At 58.7% G+C, this 16,517-nt stretch carries 15 protein-coding genes; 6 read left to right on the plus strand and 9 right to left on the minus strand.

Annotated elements, in window-relative coordinates:
• Nucleotides 1-128 precede the first annotated feature (128 nt).
• On the plus strand, nt 129-998 hold the full coding sequence (gene yghU, locus J7382_RS03095; protein WP_209067038.1) for a glutathione-dependent disulfide-bond oxidoreductase: 870 nt from the start codon (nt 129-131) through the stop codon (nt 996-998).
• 218 nt (nt 999-1,216) lie between these two features.
• Here the strand turns inward: yghU and J7382_RS03100 are convergent, their stop codons facing one another.
• Entirely contained in the window at nt 1,217-1,675 is a 459-nt protein-coding gene (locus tag J7382_RS03100) for an Lrp/AsnC family transcriptional regulator (RefSeq protein WP_209067040.1), read from the minus strand.
• Nucleotides 1,676-1,813: 138 nt separating this feature from the next.
• On the opposite strand from J7382_RS03100, the gene ald reads away from it, so the two are divergent.
• Together ald and J7382_RS03110 are read left to right on the plus strand one after the other, a co-directional pair.
• The gene (gene ald, locus J7382_RS03105; protein ID WP_209067042.1) at nt 1,814-2,932 is read left to right on the plus strand and encodes an alanine dehydrogenase; all 1,119 of its coding nucleotides are present in this window, start codon (nt 1,814-1,816) and stop codon (nt 2,930-2,932) included.
• Nucleotides 2,933-3,354: 422 nt separating this feature from the next.
• Nucleotides 3,355-5,190 (plus strand): hypothetical protein, encoded by a 1,836-nt coding sequence (locus tag J7382_RS03110; protein WP_209067044.1) that lies wholly within the window; start codon nt 3,355-3,357, stop codon nt 5,188-5,190.
• Nucleotides 5,191-5,249: 59 nt separating this feature from the next.
• On the opposite strand, the gene J7382_RS03115 is transcribed toward J7382_RS03110, so the two are convergent.
• On the minus strand, nt 5,250-6,134 hold the full coding sequence (locus J7382_RS03115) for a LysR family transcriptional regulator (protein WP_209067046.1): 885 nt from the start codon (nt 6,132-6,134) through the stop codon (nt 5,250-5,252).
• A 100-nt stretch (nt 6,135-6,234) separates the two neighbouring features.
• Here J7382_RS03115 and J7382_RS03120 point away from each other — a divergent pair, with 100 nt between their 5' ends.
• A complete protein-coding gene (locus tag J7382_RS03120; RefSeq protein WP_058241071.1) occupies nt 6,235-6,516 on the plus strand; it encodes a DUF1330 domain-containing protein in 282 nt (93 codons plus the stop codon).
• An 86-nt stretch (nt 6,517-6,602) separates the two neighbouring features.
• Here J7382_RS03120 and J7382_RS03125 read toward each other — a convergent pair whose 3' ends face one another.
• Nucleotides 6,603-7,409, minus strand: a complete 807-nt coding sequence (locus tag J7382_RS03125) for a mechanosensitive ion channel domain-containing protein (protein ID WP_209067048.1) — start codon at nt 7,407-7,409, stop codon at nt 6,603-6,605.
• Nucleotides 7,410-7,567: 158 nt separating this feature from the next.
• Between J7382_RS03125 and J7382_RS03130 the strand changes: the two genes are divergently transcribed.
• The gene (locus J7382_RS03130) at nt 7,568-8,269 is read left to right on the plus strand and encodes a glutathione S-transferase N-terminal domain-containing protein (protein ID WP_209067050.1); all 702 of its coding nucleotides are present in this window, start codon (nt 7,568-7,570) and stop codon (nt 8,267-8,269) included.
• 129 nt (nt 8,270-8,398) lie between these two features.
• Here the strand turns inward: J7382_RS03130 and J7382_RS03135 are convergent, their stop codons facing one another.
• The 3 genes from J7382_RS03135 to J7382_RS03145 form a co-directional block, all read right to left on the minus strand.
• Complete coding sequence (locus J7382_RS03135; protein ID WP_209067052.1) at nt 8,399-10,000, minus strand: GMC family oxidoreductase N-terminal domain-containing protein; 1,602 nt, start codon at nt 9,998-10,000, stop codon at nt 8,399-8,401.
• Nucleotides 10,001-10,092: 92 nt separating this feature from the next.
• Entirely contained in the window at nt 10,093-10,545 is a 453-nt protein-coding gene (locus tag J7382_RS03140) for a YtoQ family protein (RefSeq protein ID WP_209067054.1), read from the minus strand.
• Nucleotides 10,546-10,621: 76 nt separating this feature from the next.
• The gene (locus tag J7382_RS03145) at nt 10,622-11,254 is read right to left on the minus strand and encodes a class I SAM-dependent methyltransferase (protein ID WP_209067058.1); all 633 of its coding nucleotides are present in this window, start codon (nt 11,252-11,254) and stop codon (nt 10,622-10,624) included.
• A gap of 84 nt (nt 11,255-11,338) precedes the next feature.
• Between J7382_RS03145 and J7382_RS03150 the strand changes: the two genes are divergently transcribed.
• Complete coding sequence (locus J7382_RS03150) at nt 11,339-12,229, plus strand: LysR family transcriptional regulator (protein ID WP_209067060.1); 891 nt, start codon at nt 11,339-11,341, stop codon at nt 12,227-12,229.
• Between the two features lie 58 nt (nt 12,230-12,287).
• Here the strand turns inward: J7382_RS03150 and pheT are convergent, their stop codons facing one another.
• The 3 genes from pheT to J7382_RS03165 form a co-directional block, all read right to left on the minus strand.
• On the minus strand, nt 12,288-14,687 hold the full coding sequence (pheT, locus tag J7382_RS03155; protein WP_209067062.1) for a phenylalanine--tRNA ligase subunit beta: 2,400 nt from the start codon (nt 14,685-14,687) through the stop codon (nt 12,288-12,290).
• An 89-nt stretch (nt 14,688-14,776) separates the two neighbouring features.
• Nucleotides 14,777-15,595: a polyhydroxybutyrate depolymerase gene (locus J7382_RS03160; protein WP_209067064.1), complete on the minus strand. Its 819-nt coding sequence runs from the start codon at nt 15,593-15,595 to the stop codon at nt 14,777-14,779.
• Between the two features lie 65 nt (nt 15,596-15,660).
• Nucleotides 15,661-16,437, minus strand: coding sequence for a type 1 glutamine amidotransferase (locus tag J7382_RS03165; RefSeq protein ID WP_209067066.1), 777 nt, complete (start codon nt 16,435-16,437; stop codon nt 15,661-15,663).
• Nucleotides 16,438-16,517: the final 80 nt, after the last annotated feature.

Raw genomic sequence — 16,517 nt, forward strand, 5'->3', positions numbered from 1 at the left:
GCATGTATAGCCTCCTTTGATTGCGCACGAAGCTGTGAACGGGATCTTCTGTCAATTTGCGCCAAAGGCTTTGTTTTGGTGGGAAACTTCCTAAGTTAACGAAAACGCATTTTAGGAAGGGCGCAAAGATGACGGACAGCTACACACCCCCGAAGGTCTGGACATGGGAAAGCAAGAGCGGCGGGCAGTTCGCCAATATCAACCGGCCGATTGCCGGACCCACCCATGACAAAACGCTGACTCGGGGCGCGCATCCCTTCCAGCTGTATTCGCTGGCCACACCCAATGGTGTGAAAGTCACGGTGATGTTTGAAGAGCTGCTGGCGGCAGGCCATAGCGGTGCAGAATATGACGCCTATCTGATCAATATCGGCGAAGGTGATCAGTTTGGCTCTGGTTTTGTGGATGTAAACCCGAACTCCAAGATCCCGGCGCTGATGGATCTGAGCGGTGAGGAAGAGGTGCGCGTGTTTGAAAGCGGCGCGATCCTGTTGCATCTGGCGGAGAAGTTTGACGCCTTTCTGGGGCCCAAAGAAAAGCGGGCCGAGATGCTGAGCTGGCTGTTCTGGCAGATGGGCAGCGCACCTTATCTGGGTGGCGGTTTTGGCCATTTCTATGCCTATGCGCCAGAAAAATGGGAATATCCGATCAACCGCTTTGCCATGGAGACCAAACGTCAGCTGGATGTGCTGGACCGCCAGTTGGCTGAGAACCGCTATATCGCGGGTGACGAGTACACCATTGCGGATATTGCGATCTGGAGCTGGTATGGCGCGCTTGTGCTGGGACGCCTTTATAATGCGGCGGAGTTTCTGGATGTGGAGAGCTACGGCCATGTGCAGCGCTGGGCCAAAGAGATCAATGATCGCCCGGCCGTCAAACGCGGCGTGAAAGTGAACCGCTCCTGGGGCGAACCAGAGCAGCAACTCCATGAGCGCCATTCTGCTGAGGATTTTGACACTCGTACGCAGGATAAGCTGGCGCCAGAGGCAGAGTGAGCCGCGCGCGCTTTTCCTGTTGGGGATTGTCCGGGTGGGCTCCCGCCCGGGCGCAGCGCATTTAGAAATGCGCGCTTCTGGTTGGGCCCGGCTCAAAACTATGTTTTAAGCCTGCGCCTGCGGGAGGCAGGCGCCACCGCCGTGACAAAAGAGACGGCCGTGCTCTGACAAGGATCAGAGCGCGGCCTTTGTGACTGTGACACCCGCGTTAGGGGGTGTCACACCGGCAGGGCTGTGGTTTTGAAGACGGTGCGCAGGGCAAAGGAGCTTTGCATCTGGGCGACGCCGGGCAGGCGGGCGAGGTGCTGGCGATGGATGCGGGCGAAATCATCGGTGTTTTGTGCCACCACCTTCAGAATGTAATCCGCCGTGCCCGCCATCAGATGGCATTCCAGCACGTCCGGAATGCGGGCCACGGCCTTTTCAAAGGCATCAAGCACCTCATCAGCCTGACCGGACAGGGTGATTTCCACAAAGACCGTTGTGGGCACATCCATTTTGCGCGGATCCAGCAGCGCCACGTAATCGCGGATATAGCCATCTTCTTCGAGGCGGTGCACACGCCGGTGACAGGCGGAAGCGGAGAGGTTCACCTTCTCTGAAAGTTCAGCATTAGAGATGCGGCCCTGCTTTTGCAGGACTGTGAGGATGCGACGATCCGTCTGATCCAAAGACATATTATGAAAGCTCCTTGCGTCATGGTCATAAATAATCGAAGATTTTTGCAAATGCGAGTTTTCATAGTGCTTAAAAATGAAGCACATTCCGGCGAGGGCTTCCTAACCTGACCTTAGGTACATTGAGGAGATGCCGCGATGAAGATCGGATGCCCAACTGAAATCAAACCCCAGGAGTTCCGTGTCGGCATGACGCCAGATGCCGTCCGTGAGGCGGTGGCGCATGGTCATGAGGTGATCATTCAGGCCGGTGCCGGGAATGGCGCAGGCTTTCAGGATGAGGACTACCGCGCGGCGGGCGCGACTCTCCTTGGCACCGCAGAAGAGATTTTTGCCGCCGCCGATATGATCGTGAAAGTGAAAGAGCCGCAGGCCGGTGAGCGCAAGATGCTGCGCGAAGGGCAGCTGTTGTTTACCTATCTGCACCTGGCACCAGATCCGGAGCAGACCAAGGATCTTATGGAAAGCGGCTGTACGGCCATCGCTTATGAAACCGTGACCGACGCGCATGGCGGCCTGCCGTTGTTGGCGCCGATGTCTGAGGTGGCGGGTCGTCTCGCGCCACAGGTGGGGGCCTGGACCCTGCAAAAGGCCAATGGCGGGCGGGGCGTCTTGATGGGCGGTGTGCCTGGTGTGGCTCCGGCCAAAGTGGTGGTGATCGGCGGCGGTGTCGTGGGCACTCATGCGGCCAAGATCGCCGCAGGCATGGGCGCGGATGTCACCGTGTTGGACCGTTCTCTGAGCCGCCTGAAATATCTTGATGATGTCTTTGGCGGCACCTTCAAGAACCAATATTCCACCGCTGGCGCCACCGCGGAGCTGGTGCGGGAGGCGGATATGGTGATTGGTGCCGTGCTGATCCCCGGGGCAGCAGCGCCCAAGCTGGTATCGCGTGCGCAGCTTTCAGAGATGAAGCCCGGTGCGGCGCTGGTGGATGTGGCGATTGATCAGGGCGGCTGTTTTGAAACCTCCCGTGCCACCACTCATGCTGATCCGATCTATGAGGTGGATGGTATCATGCATTATTGCGTGGCCAATATGCCGGGCGCGGTGGCGCGCACCTCCACGCAGGCGTTGGGCAATGCCACCCTGCCGTTCCTGCTGAACCTCGCGGACAAAGGCTGGAAACAGGCCTGTGAGGACGATCCGCATCTGCTCAATGGGCTCAATGTGCATGCCGGTCAGCTCACCTACTATGCGGTGGGCAAGGCGCTGGGCATTGATGTGATCTCCCCGGCGCTGGCGCTGAAGAGTTAAACTGTATTGCCTCCAAGGCCCTTGTGGCTTTGGGGGCATTTTTGCGTGTGCAAGAATGGACAGGCTGACTGGGTGTTTTGCCGACGAGATCCAGACCGTCTTATGTTCGATTTCATTTGCATCTCTTGTAGGTGTGGCCTACTGAGTATTTTGCTCAGATATGTGCGCGTTGCGCTGTTGCGCAGTCAGATGAGGCACATTCTTATGGGTATTTTCAGTATGTCGCGCTGATGCGCTTAGAATGTTTTTGTCAAAATGTTTGGTGTTTTCTTAAGGCCTGCTTCCTAAGGGGAGTGAGGACCGGAAACGCACATTTCTGGCCATGAACCTGTGCTGTGGCGAGAGGGGTGTCGGTATCCCACTGCCACGCGCGAGGAAGCCTCCTATGAGATGTGTATGGAGGGACAACAAAGGGGATCTAAATGCGTATCGTAGCAGTGGTGATGTTATTGGCACTATCCGGAGCGGCTCTTCCAGGTTTTGCAGAGGAGTTTACGGTTATCGCGCCCACGACAGTCACCAATGGTGGCAATACCGTTGATGGCGATGACACCCTCACGATTGACGATACGGCCTCCATTGTGACCGCCGGAAGTTCCGCGATTGTGACAACGGGTGACAATAATACTATTATTAACAGAGGCTTGGTCTCCAGCGACGTGAATGCTGTGGATCCCAATGGCGATGGCGTGACCATCACGATCATCAACCATGGCACGATTAGAAGTGATGCAGATGCCATCGATGTGCAGAACGATGACAGTGTTGATATCACCAATTATGGCACGATCTCTGCCCGCACATACCCTATTGATGTGTTCAATAGCCCCTCCGTTGTCGTGCGCAACTTTGGCACCATTCGCAATGATGAGACCTCTTCTGCGCGCAATGTCCTGGACTTGGATGGTGACAATAGCGCTGGCAGCGCTGGATATGTCTACAACGCTGGCACGATCACAAATGGTGCCGTCGATGCTGCGATCTACTTGCGAGATTTCAATGAGGTGGCGGTGGTCAACAGCGGCACTCTCACGCGTGTGGGCACACCGACAAACAATCAAGGTTTGATCGAAGTGGTGGATGCTGCGGATGGGCTTACCTTGCACAACTCAGGCAGGATTCTGGCGCTGGGCGGCGGCGTGGCCTTGGAATATGCAAACGATGGTCGGTCAGATACCTATTTTCTTGATGGGTCGGTGATCAGCGGCTCCACATATTTTAACGGCAGCAGTATCGAAAATGCGCATTTTCATTTCGGTGCGGGCGTGTCTGGCCGCTACCAATTTGGCGGGTTCTCAAGCTCAGGCTTCGTCAGCACACCCGGAAATCAACCGGGGGATCTGGCGTCAATCAACGTGGAAAACGGCGCTTATGTGGTCGATGGAGACTACCTGAATGTTGTCGATCTGAGCCTGCAAAACGCGACCACCCGCAATGTCGTGGGCCTGCTTGGACAGCTGCACCATAGAGGGGCACGGACCTCTGGAGGCATCACCACGTCGGATGCCATTGGTGACGGCGACAATTGGTTTGGTGTTTTTGGATATTATTCGGACAGTTCGGATGCATCCTTTGCGGGCGACTACAGCGGCGCTGGAGTTGGCGTCCAGCGGGGGGGCCAACTGAGCAATGGTCTGGACTACTATCTGGGCGCCACCGCGTTGAATTCAGATAGTGAGGCGGATGTTGGCTTTGACAGTACCGGTTACGGTTTGGTCGCGGGCCTGTCTCAGGTGAAGCCGACGGGCCTTGGGTGGAGCCTTGACGTTGGTGTGATGCATCTGAACTCCGAGCGTACCATCAATGATACAACCGTTGTCGCGACCGGTTTGGACAGTGCAGAAGAGGACTATCTGGTGGGCTATGTCTCGCCCGCTCTGCAATTTCACAACGTGCTTGGCTTTCAGGAAATGATTTCGCTGCGGTATGCCGCGATTGTGCAAGAGGCACAGGATTATGCCTTTGCCTCAACGACGCAGAGGATTGGATCCTCTGTTGCGCATTATGTGGCGGCCGAGTTTCTGAAAGCTATCGAGCTGAACAATGGCATGATTTTCGACTATGGCTTTACGATTGGATCCACCAACACCAGTGATACAGATATTCGTGTAGACGGTCTCACCAACACGGCTGCAGATCACTCGTGGGGCGAAGGGGAAGCCATGGTTGGTCTCACAATTGGCCAGTTGCGTTCAGAGCTGCGTCGATCCAGTGAAGGGCGGACCGTAGTGAGCTTTGACTGGCAGCAGACTTTCTAGCGCAAGATCTCTGTTCCCGAGGCGCCGGATCGGTTTTCTGACCCTCAAGAGACACAGAGTCAGGGTGAGGCGGGCGTTTGACCTTCAAACAAAGGTTGAAGTGCTTTGAGGCGTGTGGTGACAAATTCGGTGAAAATGCGCACGCGGGGGACCTGACGCAGGTCTGCGTGGGTCAGCACCCAAAGCGGCGCCTGTGAAAACAGCGGCAGGCCGGGCACACGCGCCAACAGAGGGTCGCTGTCACCCAGAAAGCAGGCCATACGCGTGGCACCGATCTGTGCGCGTACCGCGCCGACGGCGGCGGCCATGTCATCCACGGTGAGCCGGGGCACCAGATTGGGGCGAATGTCTTTGATCTCCTTGGGAGGGCCGGGCCAATGGGCAAAGCGGATCCAATCAAGCGGTGCTGTGCCGCCGGGGTCACGGGCAATCAGATCGCGATGGGCAAAGACCGCGCCTTTCTGTTCAAACAGCTGTCGGCCCACCAGCGTGTCGGGTGGAGACTTGGCAAAACGGATGGCCACATCCGCATCCCGCTGTGCCAGATTGAGTGTGGCATTGGTGGCCACCAGCGAGAGTTCTACATCCGGATGGGTGTGCAGGAAGTCTGCCACGATGGGGGCCAGAACGCGGGCAATCAGCAATTCCGGAGCGGTGACTTTGAGAGGGCCTGAGATGGCAGTGTCCCGCGCGGTGATGCGGCGGTCAAGATCCTGATTGAGTCGGGCCATGGCCTCTGCGGCTTCTACGGCCTCCCAGCCAGCCTCAGTGGGGACATAACCGCTGGGCAGCCGGTCAAACAATCGCGTGCCCAGAGCCGCTTCGGCGGCGGAAATCCGGCGCGCAACAGTCGCGTGGTTCACGCCAAGCGCCCGCGCCGCGCCGCTGGTGCCGCCATGGCGGGCGGTGTGCATGACAAATTTCAGATCGTCCCAATTTTGCATAGGGTGATCATATTTGCACATAAGGCTTGCAGCAATGATCATTTTTGATCGGAGGACGCGCTCCTATCTCAGGGTCACACAACAGCAATTGGAGCACAGCATGACCGCTTATGCCTTTGTCAATCTGACGATCACCAACCCAGACAGTTTTAACGCCTATCGTGCGCAGGCAGGCGCAGCCCTGAACAAATATGGCGGCGCGGCCATGGAAGTTTCCAAGGAGGCGGAGGTGATTGAAGGGGGTGGCGCTGCGCCCACGGTGGCGGTGATCCTGACCTTCCCGGACCGCGCGGCGGCCAAAGGCTGGATCAATGATCCGGATCTGGCATCGGTGCATGCGCTGCGCGAAGGCAGTGGCACATCCCAGATCATCTTGATGTAATCTGGCAAAGCCCCATCAATATCGCGAAAAAAAGGCACCCCGCAGGGTGCCTTTTGTCTGTGATGAGTGCGCGATCTGCGCGAGGGTCAGCTTTCGCGCCGGATTTCCACCGTATGCGGGTAGGGGATCGAAATGCCGTCTTTGTCGAAGGCTTCTTTCACCGCCTGTGTGAGGCCGAATTTCAGCTCCCAGAAATCGGCGGCGTTGCACCAGACGCGCATGGTGATGTCCACTGAACTGTCGCCCAGATTGGTGACCTGCGCCCAGGCCTCGGGATCCTTGAGCACGCGGGTATCGGCATTGGCTGTGTCCAGAATGATCTGCTTGGCCTTATCCGCATCATCGCCGTAGTCGATGCCAAAGACCACATCCACGCGGCGGGTGTCATGGGCGGAGAAGTTGGTGATGATGCTGCCCCACGCCTGACCGTTGGGGATGATGATCTGTACATTGTCCGGGGTGACCAGCTCGGTCACAAAGAGGTTGAGATCCACCACCGTGCCTGCGGTGCCGCCCACATCAACGTATTGGCCGATTTTGTAAGGGCGGAACAGGATCAGCATGAAGCCCGCAGCCAGATCAGAGAGCGTGCCTTGCAGCGCAAGACCAATGGCCAGCGTGGCAGCACCCATCATGGCCACAAGCGAGGTGGCTTCGATGCCAAAGATGCCAAGAATGGCCACAAGCACCATCAGCAGGATCACCCAGCGTACGATGCTGGCGGCAAAATTGCCGAGGGTCTTGTCGATTTCAGGGGTTTTGTTGACCCGGTTGCGGACCATGCGGCTGACGGCACCGGCCACCATCCAGCCGATCACCAGAACGATCAGGGCCTTGCCCGCCGCGAGGATCAGCGGGGCAAAGCCCTGTGCCTGTTCAATCACTGTTTCCATTTGCAGTCTCCCACTTCCTGTGCCCCTTTGGGCCTGTCCCATGTTTTATTGGCTCTGCGCTGATGCACAGTATCATGCTGTCATGCGCACGAACAGGTGGCTGGCACTATGGGAAAAACAGCTTATCTATCCCCGCAGGGCCGCAGAAGGAGATTGCCATGACAGCTGTGACAACGCATCCGATCAACCGCCGCTGGGCGGCGGAAAACCCTGAGCTTTTGCAGCTCTATTCCTTTCCCACGCCCAATGGTGTGAAAGTGTCGATCATGCTCGAAGAGATCGGCCTGCCCTATGAGGCGCATCTTGTGACGCTGAGTGATGCGGATGTGCGCAGCCCGGAATTTCTGGTGCTGAACCCCAACAACAAAATACCCGCGATCATTGATCCGCAGGGCCCGGATGGGGCGGCGGTGCAACTGTTTGAGAGCGGTGCGATCCTGATCTATCTGGCGGAGAAGACCGGCCAGTTGATCGGAGAGACTGCGGCTGAGAAATATGATGTGCTGAAATGGGTGATGTTTCAGATGGGCGGGCTGGGCCCGATGCTGGGGCAGCTTGGGTATTTCACCAAATTTGCCGGTGCAGAGATTGAAGATCCCCGCCCCAGAGAGCGCTTCCGGCTGGAGGCCAAGCGGTTGCTGGCAGTGTTGGAGCGGCAATTGGAGGGGCGTGACTGGATCACCGGATCCTACTCGATTGCGGATATTGCCATTGCGCCATGGCTCAATGCCTTGGCTTATTATGGCACGCAGGAGCTTGTCGGCTGGGACGACTATCGCAATGTGAACGCCTATCTGGCGCGCTTCTTGGCGCGTCCTGCGGTGCAGGCGGGTCTGAATATTCCACCGCGCCCGGTCTGAGGCGGGGAGTAAAAGAACAGGGGGCTGTCTGCCCCCTGACCCCCGAGGATATTTCAGGTCAAATGAAGCTTAGGCTCAGGACCCATTAACGTTTTAGCACCGGTGCAGAAAAATTAGTGGGTCCTGAGCCTAGGCGCTGCGGATTGCGTCGGCCAGTTTTTCACCAATCATGATGGTTGGGGCATTGGTGTTGCCGCCAATCAGACGTGGCATGATCGAGGCATCCACCACGCGCAGGCCCTCCATGCCATGGACACGGCAGTCTTTGTCAACCACGGCCATGGGGTCAGTGCCCATTTTGCAGGTGCCAACCGGGTGATAGATGGTATCGGCCCGGTTGCGGATGTCCTCTTCCCAGGCCTTATCGGAGCCGTCGTGATCATAGTAGCGGCTGCCGCGCCAGGCGGCCAAGGCCGGATCATCCATGATGCTGTCGAGCATTTTCGCAGCTTTCTTCATGACCGTCAGATCGGCCTCGTTTTCCAGAAAGCCGGGATCGATTTTGGGGGGCTTGGCGGGATTGGCAGAGTGCAGGGTCACGCTGCCACGGCTTTGAGGGCGCAGCACGCAGAGGTGACAGCTGTAGCCATAGGGCAGGTGCATTTTGCGGTTGTGCTGATCCACGATACCCACCACGAAATGCAGCTGAATGTCGGGACGTGACAGGCTGGGATCGGTTTTGAAGAAGGCACCGCTTTCGGCAAAGGGCGAGGCAAAGAGGCCCGTGCCGGTTTTGCGCCAGCGCAGCGCGGCTTTGCCCATTTTGGCCAGCCCCCCCGGTGTCAGCCCCACGGTGTCTTTCTTTTTGTTTTTATAGCTGAGGACATGATCGAGGTGGTCTTGCAGGTTTTTGCCCACGCCGGGCAGCTCATGCACCAGAGGGATGCCGTGTTTTTCGATCTCAGCTTTGGGGCCGATGCCTGACAACAGCAGCAGTTGTGGGGAACCAAAGGCACCGCTGGAGAGGATCACCTCTTTGCGCGCTGTCAGGGCCTGCACCTGACCGGCGCGTTTGATCTCCAGACCGGTGGCGCGGCGGCCTTCGGTCAGCACCTTGCGGGCCTGGGTTTTGGTCATCACGGTCAGGTTGGGGCGATGTAAATTCTCGCGCAGATAGGCGGCAGCGGCGGAGCAGCGTTCGCCTTTGTGATCCCCCTCATAGAACTGCGTCACCTGATAGTGGCCAGCGCCTTCCTGATCGGGGCCATTGAAATCTGTGGTGCTGCGGATCTGGTGGCGATTGCAGGCCTCGATGAAGGCGTCGTTGATCGGGCGGGGTTCGGCTTGATCGCCGACCTGAAGCGGGCCGGCTTGACCATGCAGCGCATCGCCGCCGCGCTGATTGCCCTCAGCCTTTTTGAAGTAGGGCAGGACGCTTTGCCAATCCCAGCCCTCACAACCCAGCTCGGCCCATTCGTCATAGTCCTGCTGATGGCCGCGGATATAGAGCATGGCGTTGATGGCCGAGCTGCCGCCGAGGGCTTTGCCGCGGGGTTGAAAGCCGCGTCGGTTGTTGAGGCCGGGCTGGGGCGTGGTGTGCAGCGCCCAGTTGTTGATTTTAGGGCGACCGGGCACCATCGCGGCAATCAGAGCAGGGGCGCGGATGAAGATGTCTTCGCCCTTGCCGCCAGCTTCCACCAGACAGACGGTGGTGTCGGCATCTTCTGTGAGGCGTGATGCCAGCACACAGCCTGCGGAGCCGCCGCCCACGATGATGTAGTCAAATTCCATAGTGCCCTCCCGTGTTGCCACAACTTAGGAGGGCAGGTTTTGAGCGCGCAAGGCTGACGATGCGTCAGACGCCTCTGTGGCAGAGGTACACCTCAGCTTTGGGGCAGGGCGCCGGATTGCACGTAGCGCAGGATCTCGACCACCTGACGGGGTTCTTCGGCCACGGCCAGAGCGGCGGCGTGCACTTCTTTCAGCGCGTGTTGCTGATCGGGCATGGACAGCACGATGATGGATTTGCCAAGCGCCGCCGCATAGCCGGCATCAAAGGCGGCGTTCCATTGACGGTATTTCTCGCCAAAGCGCACCACGACCACATCAGCGTCTTCAATCCCCTTGCGGGTGCGGATCGCATTGACCATAGCGCCCTTATGGTCGTGCCAGTATTTGTTGTCTTCTGCGCCCAAAATGGCCACGCCGCAATCATCGGATGCGCCGTGATCGGTCACCGGGCTGTTGAAGGTGACATTCAGGTCGGCGGCACCGGTGATGATCTGCTCACGCCAATCTGTGTGAATCTCGCCGGACAGGTAAACATTCAAGCTCATGGGGTATCCTCTTTTGCCTGGCATGGTCATAGCCTGTCCAGCCGGGCGCACCAATCCCCCGGTGGCTGATGCAGTGTCAGATTTTACGGGCTACCAGATAGCGGCTTGGTGGATTTGCCGGGAAGTTGCCGCTTTCAATGATCTGAAACCCGGCAGCTGTCACGGCGGCTTCGAGCTCTGCGATGGTCACAAAACGCACGAAAGGGGCTTTGCCCAACAGCTGAAGCAGGGGCAGGGCGAGCTTGATCAGGCGCACTCTGAGCGAGGTGATTTTTTCGCCGAGGCAAGGGGTTTTGGAGATGAAAAGCCCGCCGGGTTTGACCCGGGCGGCGATGGCGGCATAGGCGCTGTCTGGATCTGGGAGAAGATGCAGGAGATTATGCGCCATCACCACGTCAAACGGGCCATCTGGCGCGGTTTCTGCGGTGGCTTGCAGCAGCTGGAGGTTGCTTGTCTGAGCCGTCTTGGCGCGCTCCCGCCCCACATCCAACATGCCGTTGGAGACATCGGTGGCGACCATTTCGGCAACCGCATCCGCTAGGGCAATGGCCGTGCCTGCGGTGCCACAGCCCAGCTCAAGTGCGCGGTCTGTGTGGGCAAGATAAGAGCGGGTGCGCTCCAGCGTGTAGGTGTAGGATTGCATGTCGCGGATGTCGGACTTGGCGTATTTCTCCGCGATCCCGTCCCAGAATTTGGCGATGTTTTGCATGGTGGGCTCCTTTGTCGAGCAATGTAGGTATACATAAACCCTATGAGAATTGCCGAAATTCGCAGGTTTGTTATACGTAAATGCATGGTTGATCCCAATGTCCCCTTTGACTGGAACCATATCCGCGCCTTTTTGACGACGGCCGAGGAAGGCTCTCTGTCTGCTGCAGCGCGCAAACTTGGCCAGACCCAGCCCACGGTTGGGCGGCAAGTGGCCGCGCTGGAAGCGGATTTGGGCGTGATGCTGTTTGAACGGGTGGGGCGCAGCCTTGCTTTGACCGTGGCCGGGGGAGAATTGCTGGAGCATGTGCGGGCCATGCGCGCGGCGGCAGATCGGGTGGCGCTTGTGGCTTCCGGGCAGCGGCAAACTGTTGCTGGGCGAGTGGTGATCACCGCCTCTGATGTCTATTCTGTCTATCTGCTGCCGCCGATCCTGCGAGAGCTGCGTGCCAAGGCACCAGGCCTGATCATTGATGTGGTGGCCTCTGATGATGTGCAGGATCTGATGCGGCGGGAGGCTGATATTGCGGTGCGCCATGTGCGCCCGGAACAACCGGATCTGATTGCGCGTCTGGTGCGGGAGGCCAACGGATATTTCTATGCCGCCACCGACTATCTGGAACGGCGTGGCAGGCCGCAGGCGCTGGACGATCTCACGGCCCATGATTTTATTGGCTCCGGCAATGTGGCACGGATGCTGGCGCATCTCACACCTTTGGGGTTTCCAATCACGGAGGAGAATTTTCGCACTGGATCCGACAGCGGGCTTGTGGCGTGGGAGATGTGCAAACAGGGGTTTGGCATCGCGCCCATGGCTGAGGAAGTGGCGGAGATGACACCGGGGGTGGAGCGTATTCTGCCGAAGCTTGATCCGATTGTCTTCCCAATCTGGCTGACCACACACCGCGAGTTGCACAACAGTCGCCGTATGCGATTGGTGTTTGATACATTGGCGGCGCATCTCGCGGGAGCATAACAAAAACGCGCCCAACAGGGGGCGCGTTTTGTGATCTTGATACTGTTTGGCGGATGTATCAGCCGCGCAGAGTGCCGCCGGTGGCCTTGGTCACCTTCTCGACGATCTTGGCCGCGACGGCCTCGATATCGGCTTCTTTCAGCGTCTTGTCGGTGGGTTGCAGGCGCACGGTGATGGCGAGGGATTTTTTGCCCTCTCCCAATGCACCGCCGATGAATTCGTCAAAGACGCGCACGTTTTCGATCAGCGCCTTATCTGCACCAGCCGCCGCATTCACCAGCGTCAGTGCTTCGACATCGCCATCCACCACAAAGGCAAAATCACGTTCCACCGCTTGCAGATCAGACATGGTCACAGCGCCTTTGGAGGCGGATTTTTTGCGTGGCAGCGGGATGTCGGCGATGTGGATAGCAAAGGCCACAACCGGGCCTTTCACATTCAGCGCATCCAGCACCTTGGGGTGAATCTCACCAAAGGCACCAAGGATTTTCTTCGGGCCCAGACCAACCTTCGCGCTGCGGCCCGGATGCCACCAGCCGTTGACGCCACGGTTGTAGGTCAGCTTGGCAGGCGCGCCGAGCGCTTCCATCACCGCTTCCATATCCGCCTTGGCGTCATAGATATCCACGCCACGGCTTTCGCCATGGATGTCTTTGCCAACAGTGCGACCCACCAGAATACCGGTCAGCAGGTTTTCCTGCTCACCCGGCTCACCACCGTGGAACACGGCGCCACATTCAAACAGCGCCATATCCATGAATCCACGTGCCTGATTGCGGGCTGCGGCTTGCAACAGGCCGGGCAGCAGCGATGGGCGCATGTGGCTCATCTCGCTGGAAATCGGGTTCTCCAGCATGGTCGCCTCAGAGCCACCGCCAAACAGTTCTGCCGCCGCTTTGTCGATGAAGCTGTAGGTCACACATTCGTTGTAGCCCAGTGCGGCCGTCGTGCGGCGCGCGATCTGTTCGCGTTTTTGCATGGGTGACAGGATCTGCTCCGGCAGGCCCGCACTGGCGCGGGGCAGAGGCTTGCCTTCCAGCTTGGTCAGCGAGGCGATGCGGGCCACCTCTTCGACCAGATCGGCAGAACCGCGCACATCCGGCCGCCAGCTTGGCACATGGGCCATGTCGCCTTCGATGGTAAAACCAAGGGCTTCGAGCGTGGCGCGCTGAGTCTCGGCAGGGATCTCCATGCCCACAAGAGACTGCACGCGATCTGTGTCCAGCTTATAGGCGCGCGACACATCCGGCACTTCGCCAGCGGTGACGATGGTGGAGGCTTCACCGCCGCAGAGATCGAGGATCATCTGGGTGGCATCCTCCATGGCCTGCATGTTGTAAGCCGGGTCGATGCCACGTTCGTTGCGATAGCGCGCGTCGGTGTTGATCTTCAGACCACGGCCTGTGTAGGCGATTTGAATGTGATCCCAAACCGCGGCCTCAAGGAAGACATTGGTGGTGTCCTCGGTGCAGCCTGTAGACAGCCCCCCCATGATGCCGCCGATGGATTCGACCGCCGTATCGTCAGAAATCACCACCATGCCGGGGGCAAATGTGTATTCTTTTTCGTCCAGCCCCATCAGGGTCTCACCACCTTCGGTGCGGTGCACCCGCAGGTTGCCGTTGACCTTGTCGGCGTCAAACACATGCAGCGGGCGGTTGCGGTCAAAGGTGAAGAAGTTGGTGATGTCCACCAGCGCGGAAATCGGGCGCAGGCCGATGGCTTTCAGACGGTCCTGCAACCACTGTGGGGAGGGGCCGTTTTTCACACCTTTGATCAGGCGTCCGGCAAAGACTTCGCAGCCGTCGGTCTTGGTGTCGTCATCAATGGTCACTGAGATCGGGCTCTCAAAACTGCCTTCGATGGTTGCGGTTTTGGCGGGTTTCATCTTGCCCAGACCCCGCGCCGCCAGATCCAGCGCGATGCCGCGCACGCCCAGAGCATCCGGGCGGTTTGGCGTGATCGCAATCTCGATCATTGTGTCCACTTTGGACGGGCTGTTTGCCGCCAGCCAGTCGACAAATTTGTCGCCCACTTCGCCAGAGGGCAGTTCGATGATGCCGTCATGTTCATCTGACAGCTCCAGTTCACGCTCAGAGGCCATCATGCCATAGCTTTCCACGCCACGGATCTTGCCCACGCTGATGGTGATATCCAGACCGGGAATATACATGCCGGGTTTGCACACAACCACGGTGATGCCTTCGCGCGCATTGGGCGCACCACAGATGATTTGCAGTTCCCCTTCGTCGGTGGCGACCTTGCAAACGCGCAGCTTATCTGCATCCGGGTGCTTTTCGGCATGCACCACTTTGCCGAGGGTAAATCCGGCCAGCCGCTCTGCGGGGTTGGATACGTCTTCTACCTCAAGGCCAAGGTCGGTCAGCGCTTCGACAATCTCGTCAACGCTTGCGTCGGTCTCAAGGTGGTCTTTCAGCCAAGAAAGAGTGAATTTCATCTGTCCGGTGTCCTATGGCAAGCCATGTTTGTTGCAGCAGGCAATGACAAAGATTGCCCTTATGTGCAAGCCTTGCTGCAATATAGGGATCACGGATAGCTTGGGGTGAGGCCCAAAAGCGCGTCCAATTGATGGCCAATCCACCCATGGGGAATGAAGTGCCCGCCCGGATGCAGATCCAGTGTCACCGCGCCGCCCTCGCAGTCCCAAGTGGTGCGGCTGAGCGTCAGGAAGCTGCGCACTTGCCAGTCGCCTTGATCCACGCCCGGTGTCCCACAGTTCAGCGCGCGCCGCCACAGCGCCACGGGATAGGTGGTATCGCCATTCGGTCCCATTGGGAAATCCATCACCGTATCGGCCAGACCATGCACATGGCGCACCTCTGCGGGGGCCTCAGCGCAGGTTTCGCTCTGATCAAGGCTGCCCGCGATTGCCAGAAGTGCGGCCACGTCATTGCCGCTGGCGCAGGCATAGCGCCACGCCATCGCGGATCCAAAAGAGTAGCCGGAGACATAGATTTTCGTGGTATCCACCGGGAAGCGTTGCGCCACATCTGCCAGCACCGCATCAGCAAACGGCACATCCGGGCTGTCTGCGTTCCAGAAATTCCAGCTTTTGTTAAGGCCATTGGGGGTCACCAGAAGCACGCCACGCCGTTTGGTGGAGGCTCCCACACGATCAGAGCGCTGTGCATGGGTGCCGGTGCGCGACCAGCCGTGAAAATGCAGCAACACAGGCAGAGGGGTGAGGCCATCCCAACCGTCCGGGGCCATCACATGATAGGAGCGCTCCCCCAAAGGGCAGGCGATATCCTCGCCGCAGGCTGCGGCATCGCTTTTCCATGGTCCCATGGCCGCGAGGAAAAACAGCGCCACACAGGCGGAGAGGCGAAGGGCAAGGCGTGTCATGACGCTGACATTAGCCCAGCGGGGCGGCGTGTCACGTCACATATATGTGGGGCAGCGGAGATGTATCAGGCGGCCACACCGATGTGGGTCAGCCAGTTGGAGAGTTCGCGCATGCGCATATGTGGGGACAGATCACCGGCGCGCACGCCCAGCCGTTCTGCTGCGGCTTGATCTGTGTCGGCGCACATCAGATCGGGCACCATGGCGGCATGATCGTCGCGCAGGCTCAAAAATCCGGCAATCCGCCCGATGTCCAGCGCACTCATTTCAGGGTGGTATTGCACGCCCCAGAAGTTCACGCCGCCTTTGGTATAGGCCATCGCCTGAACCTGTGAGTGGGCATTGAAGGCGAGGATTTCAGCGCCCTCCGGCAGGCGCACCACCTCATGGGAGTGAATGCAGGGGCTGGAGAGGCCGCAATCGCGCTGGCCAAACATCGGATGCGCCCGGCCCGCTTCGGTAAAGGTGACCTGCGCGGCCAGGCCAAACTCCAACCCATTGGGCGAATCGTTCACATGGCCGCCCAGAACCGAGGCCGCCAATTGCATGCCATTGCACGATCCCCAGACCGGCAGGCCAGTGGCAAAGGCCAATTCCATCGCGGCCCGCAAGGGGGCCGCCCGCGCATCACAGGTGGTCCAATCCACGCCGGACCCGGTGAACACAATGCCATCGACGCCGTCAAACACAGCGGCAGTGAGCGGCGCGGCATAAGGCGCCACCACCCGCAGTTCCGCATGGGGGATCAGCGCCTGAAAGGCTTTCAGGAAATAGGCGGAAGCAGACCGGCTTTGCGCCAGAAGATCGGTGGAGTTGCTTTCAACAATGAGGAGGCGGGTCATGACATTCTAGTTGAATTGCAAGTCTAGTTTGTTCGGTTGCATAGGCATTTGTGAAAGTGCCAGTGATTTGGTGCTAGGTT

Source organism: Shimia sp. R11_0 (genome assembly GCF_017744035.1).
GTDB lineage: Bacteria > Pseudomonadota > Alphaproteobacteria > Rhodobacterales > Rhodobacteraceae > Shimia > Shimia marina.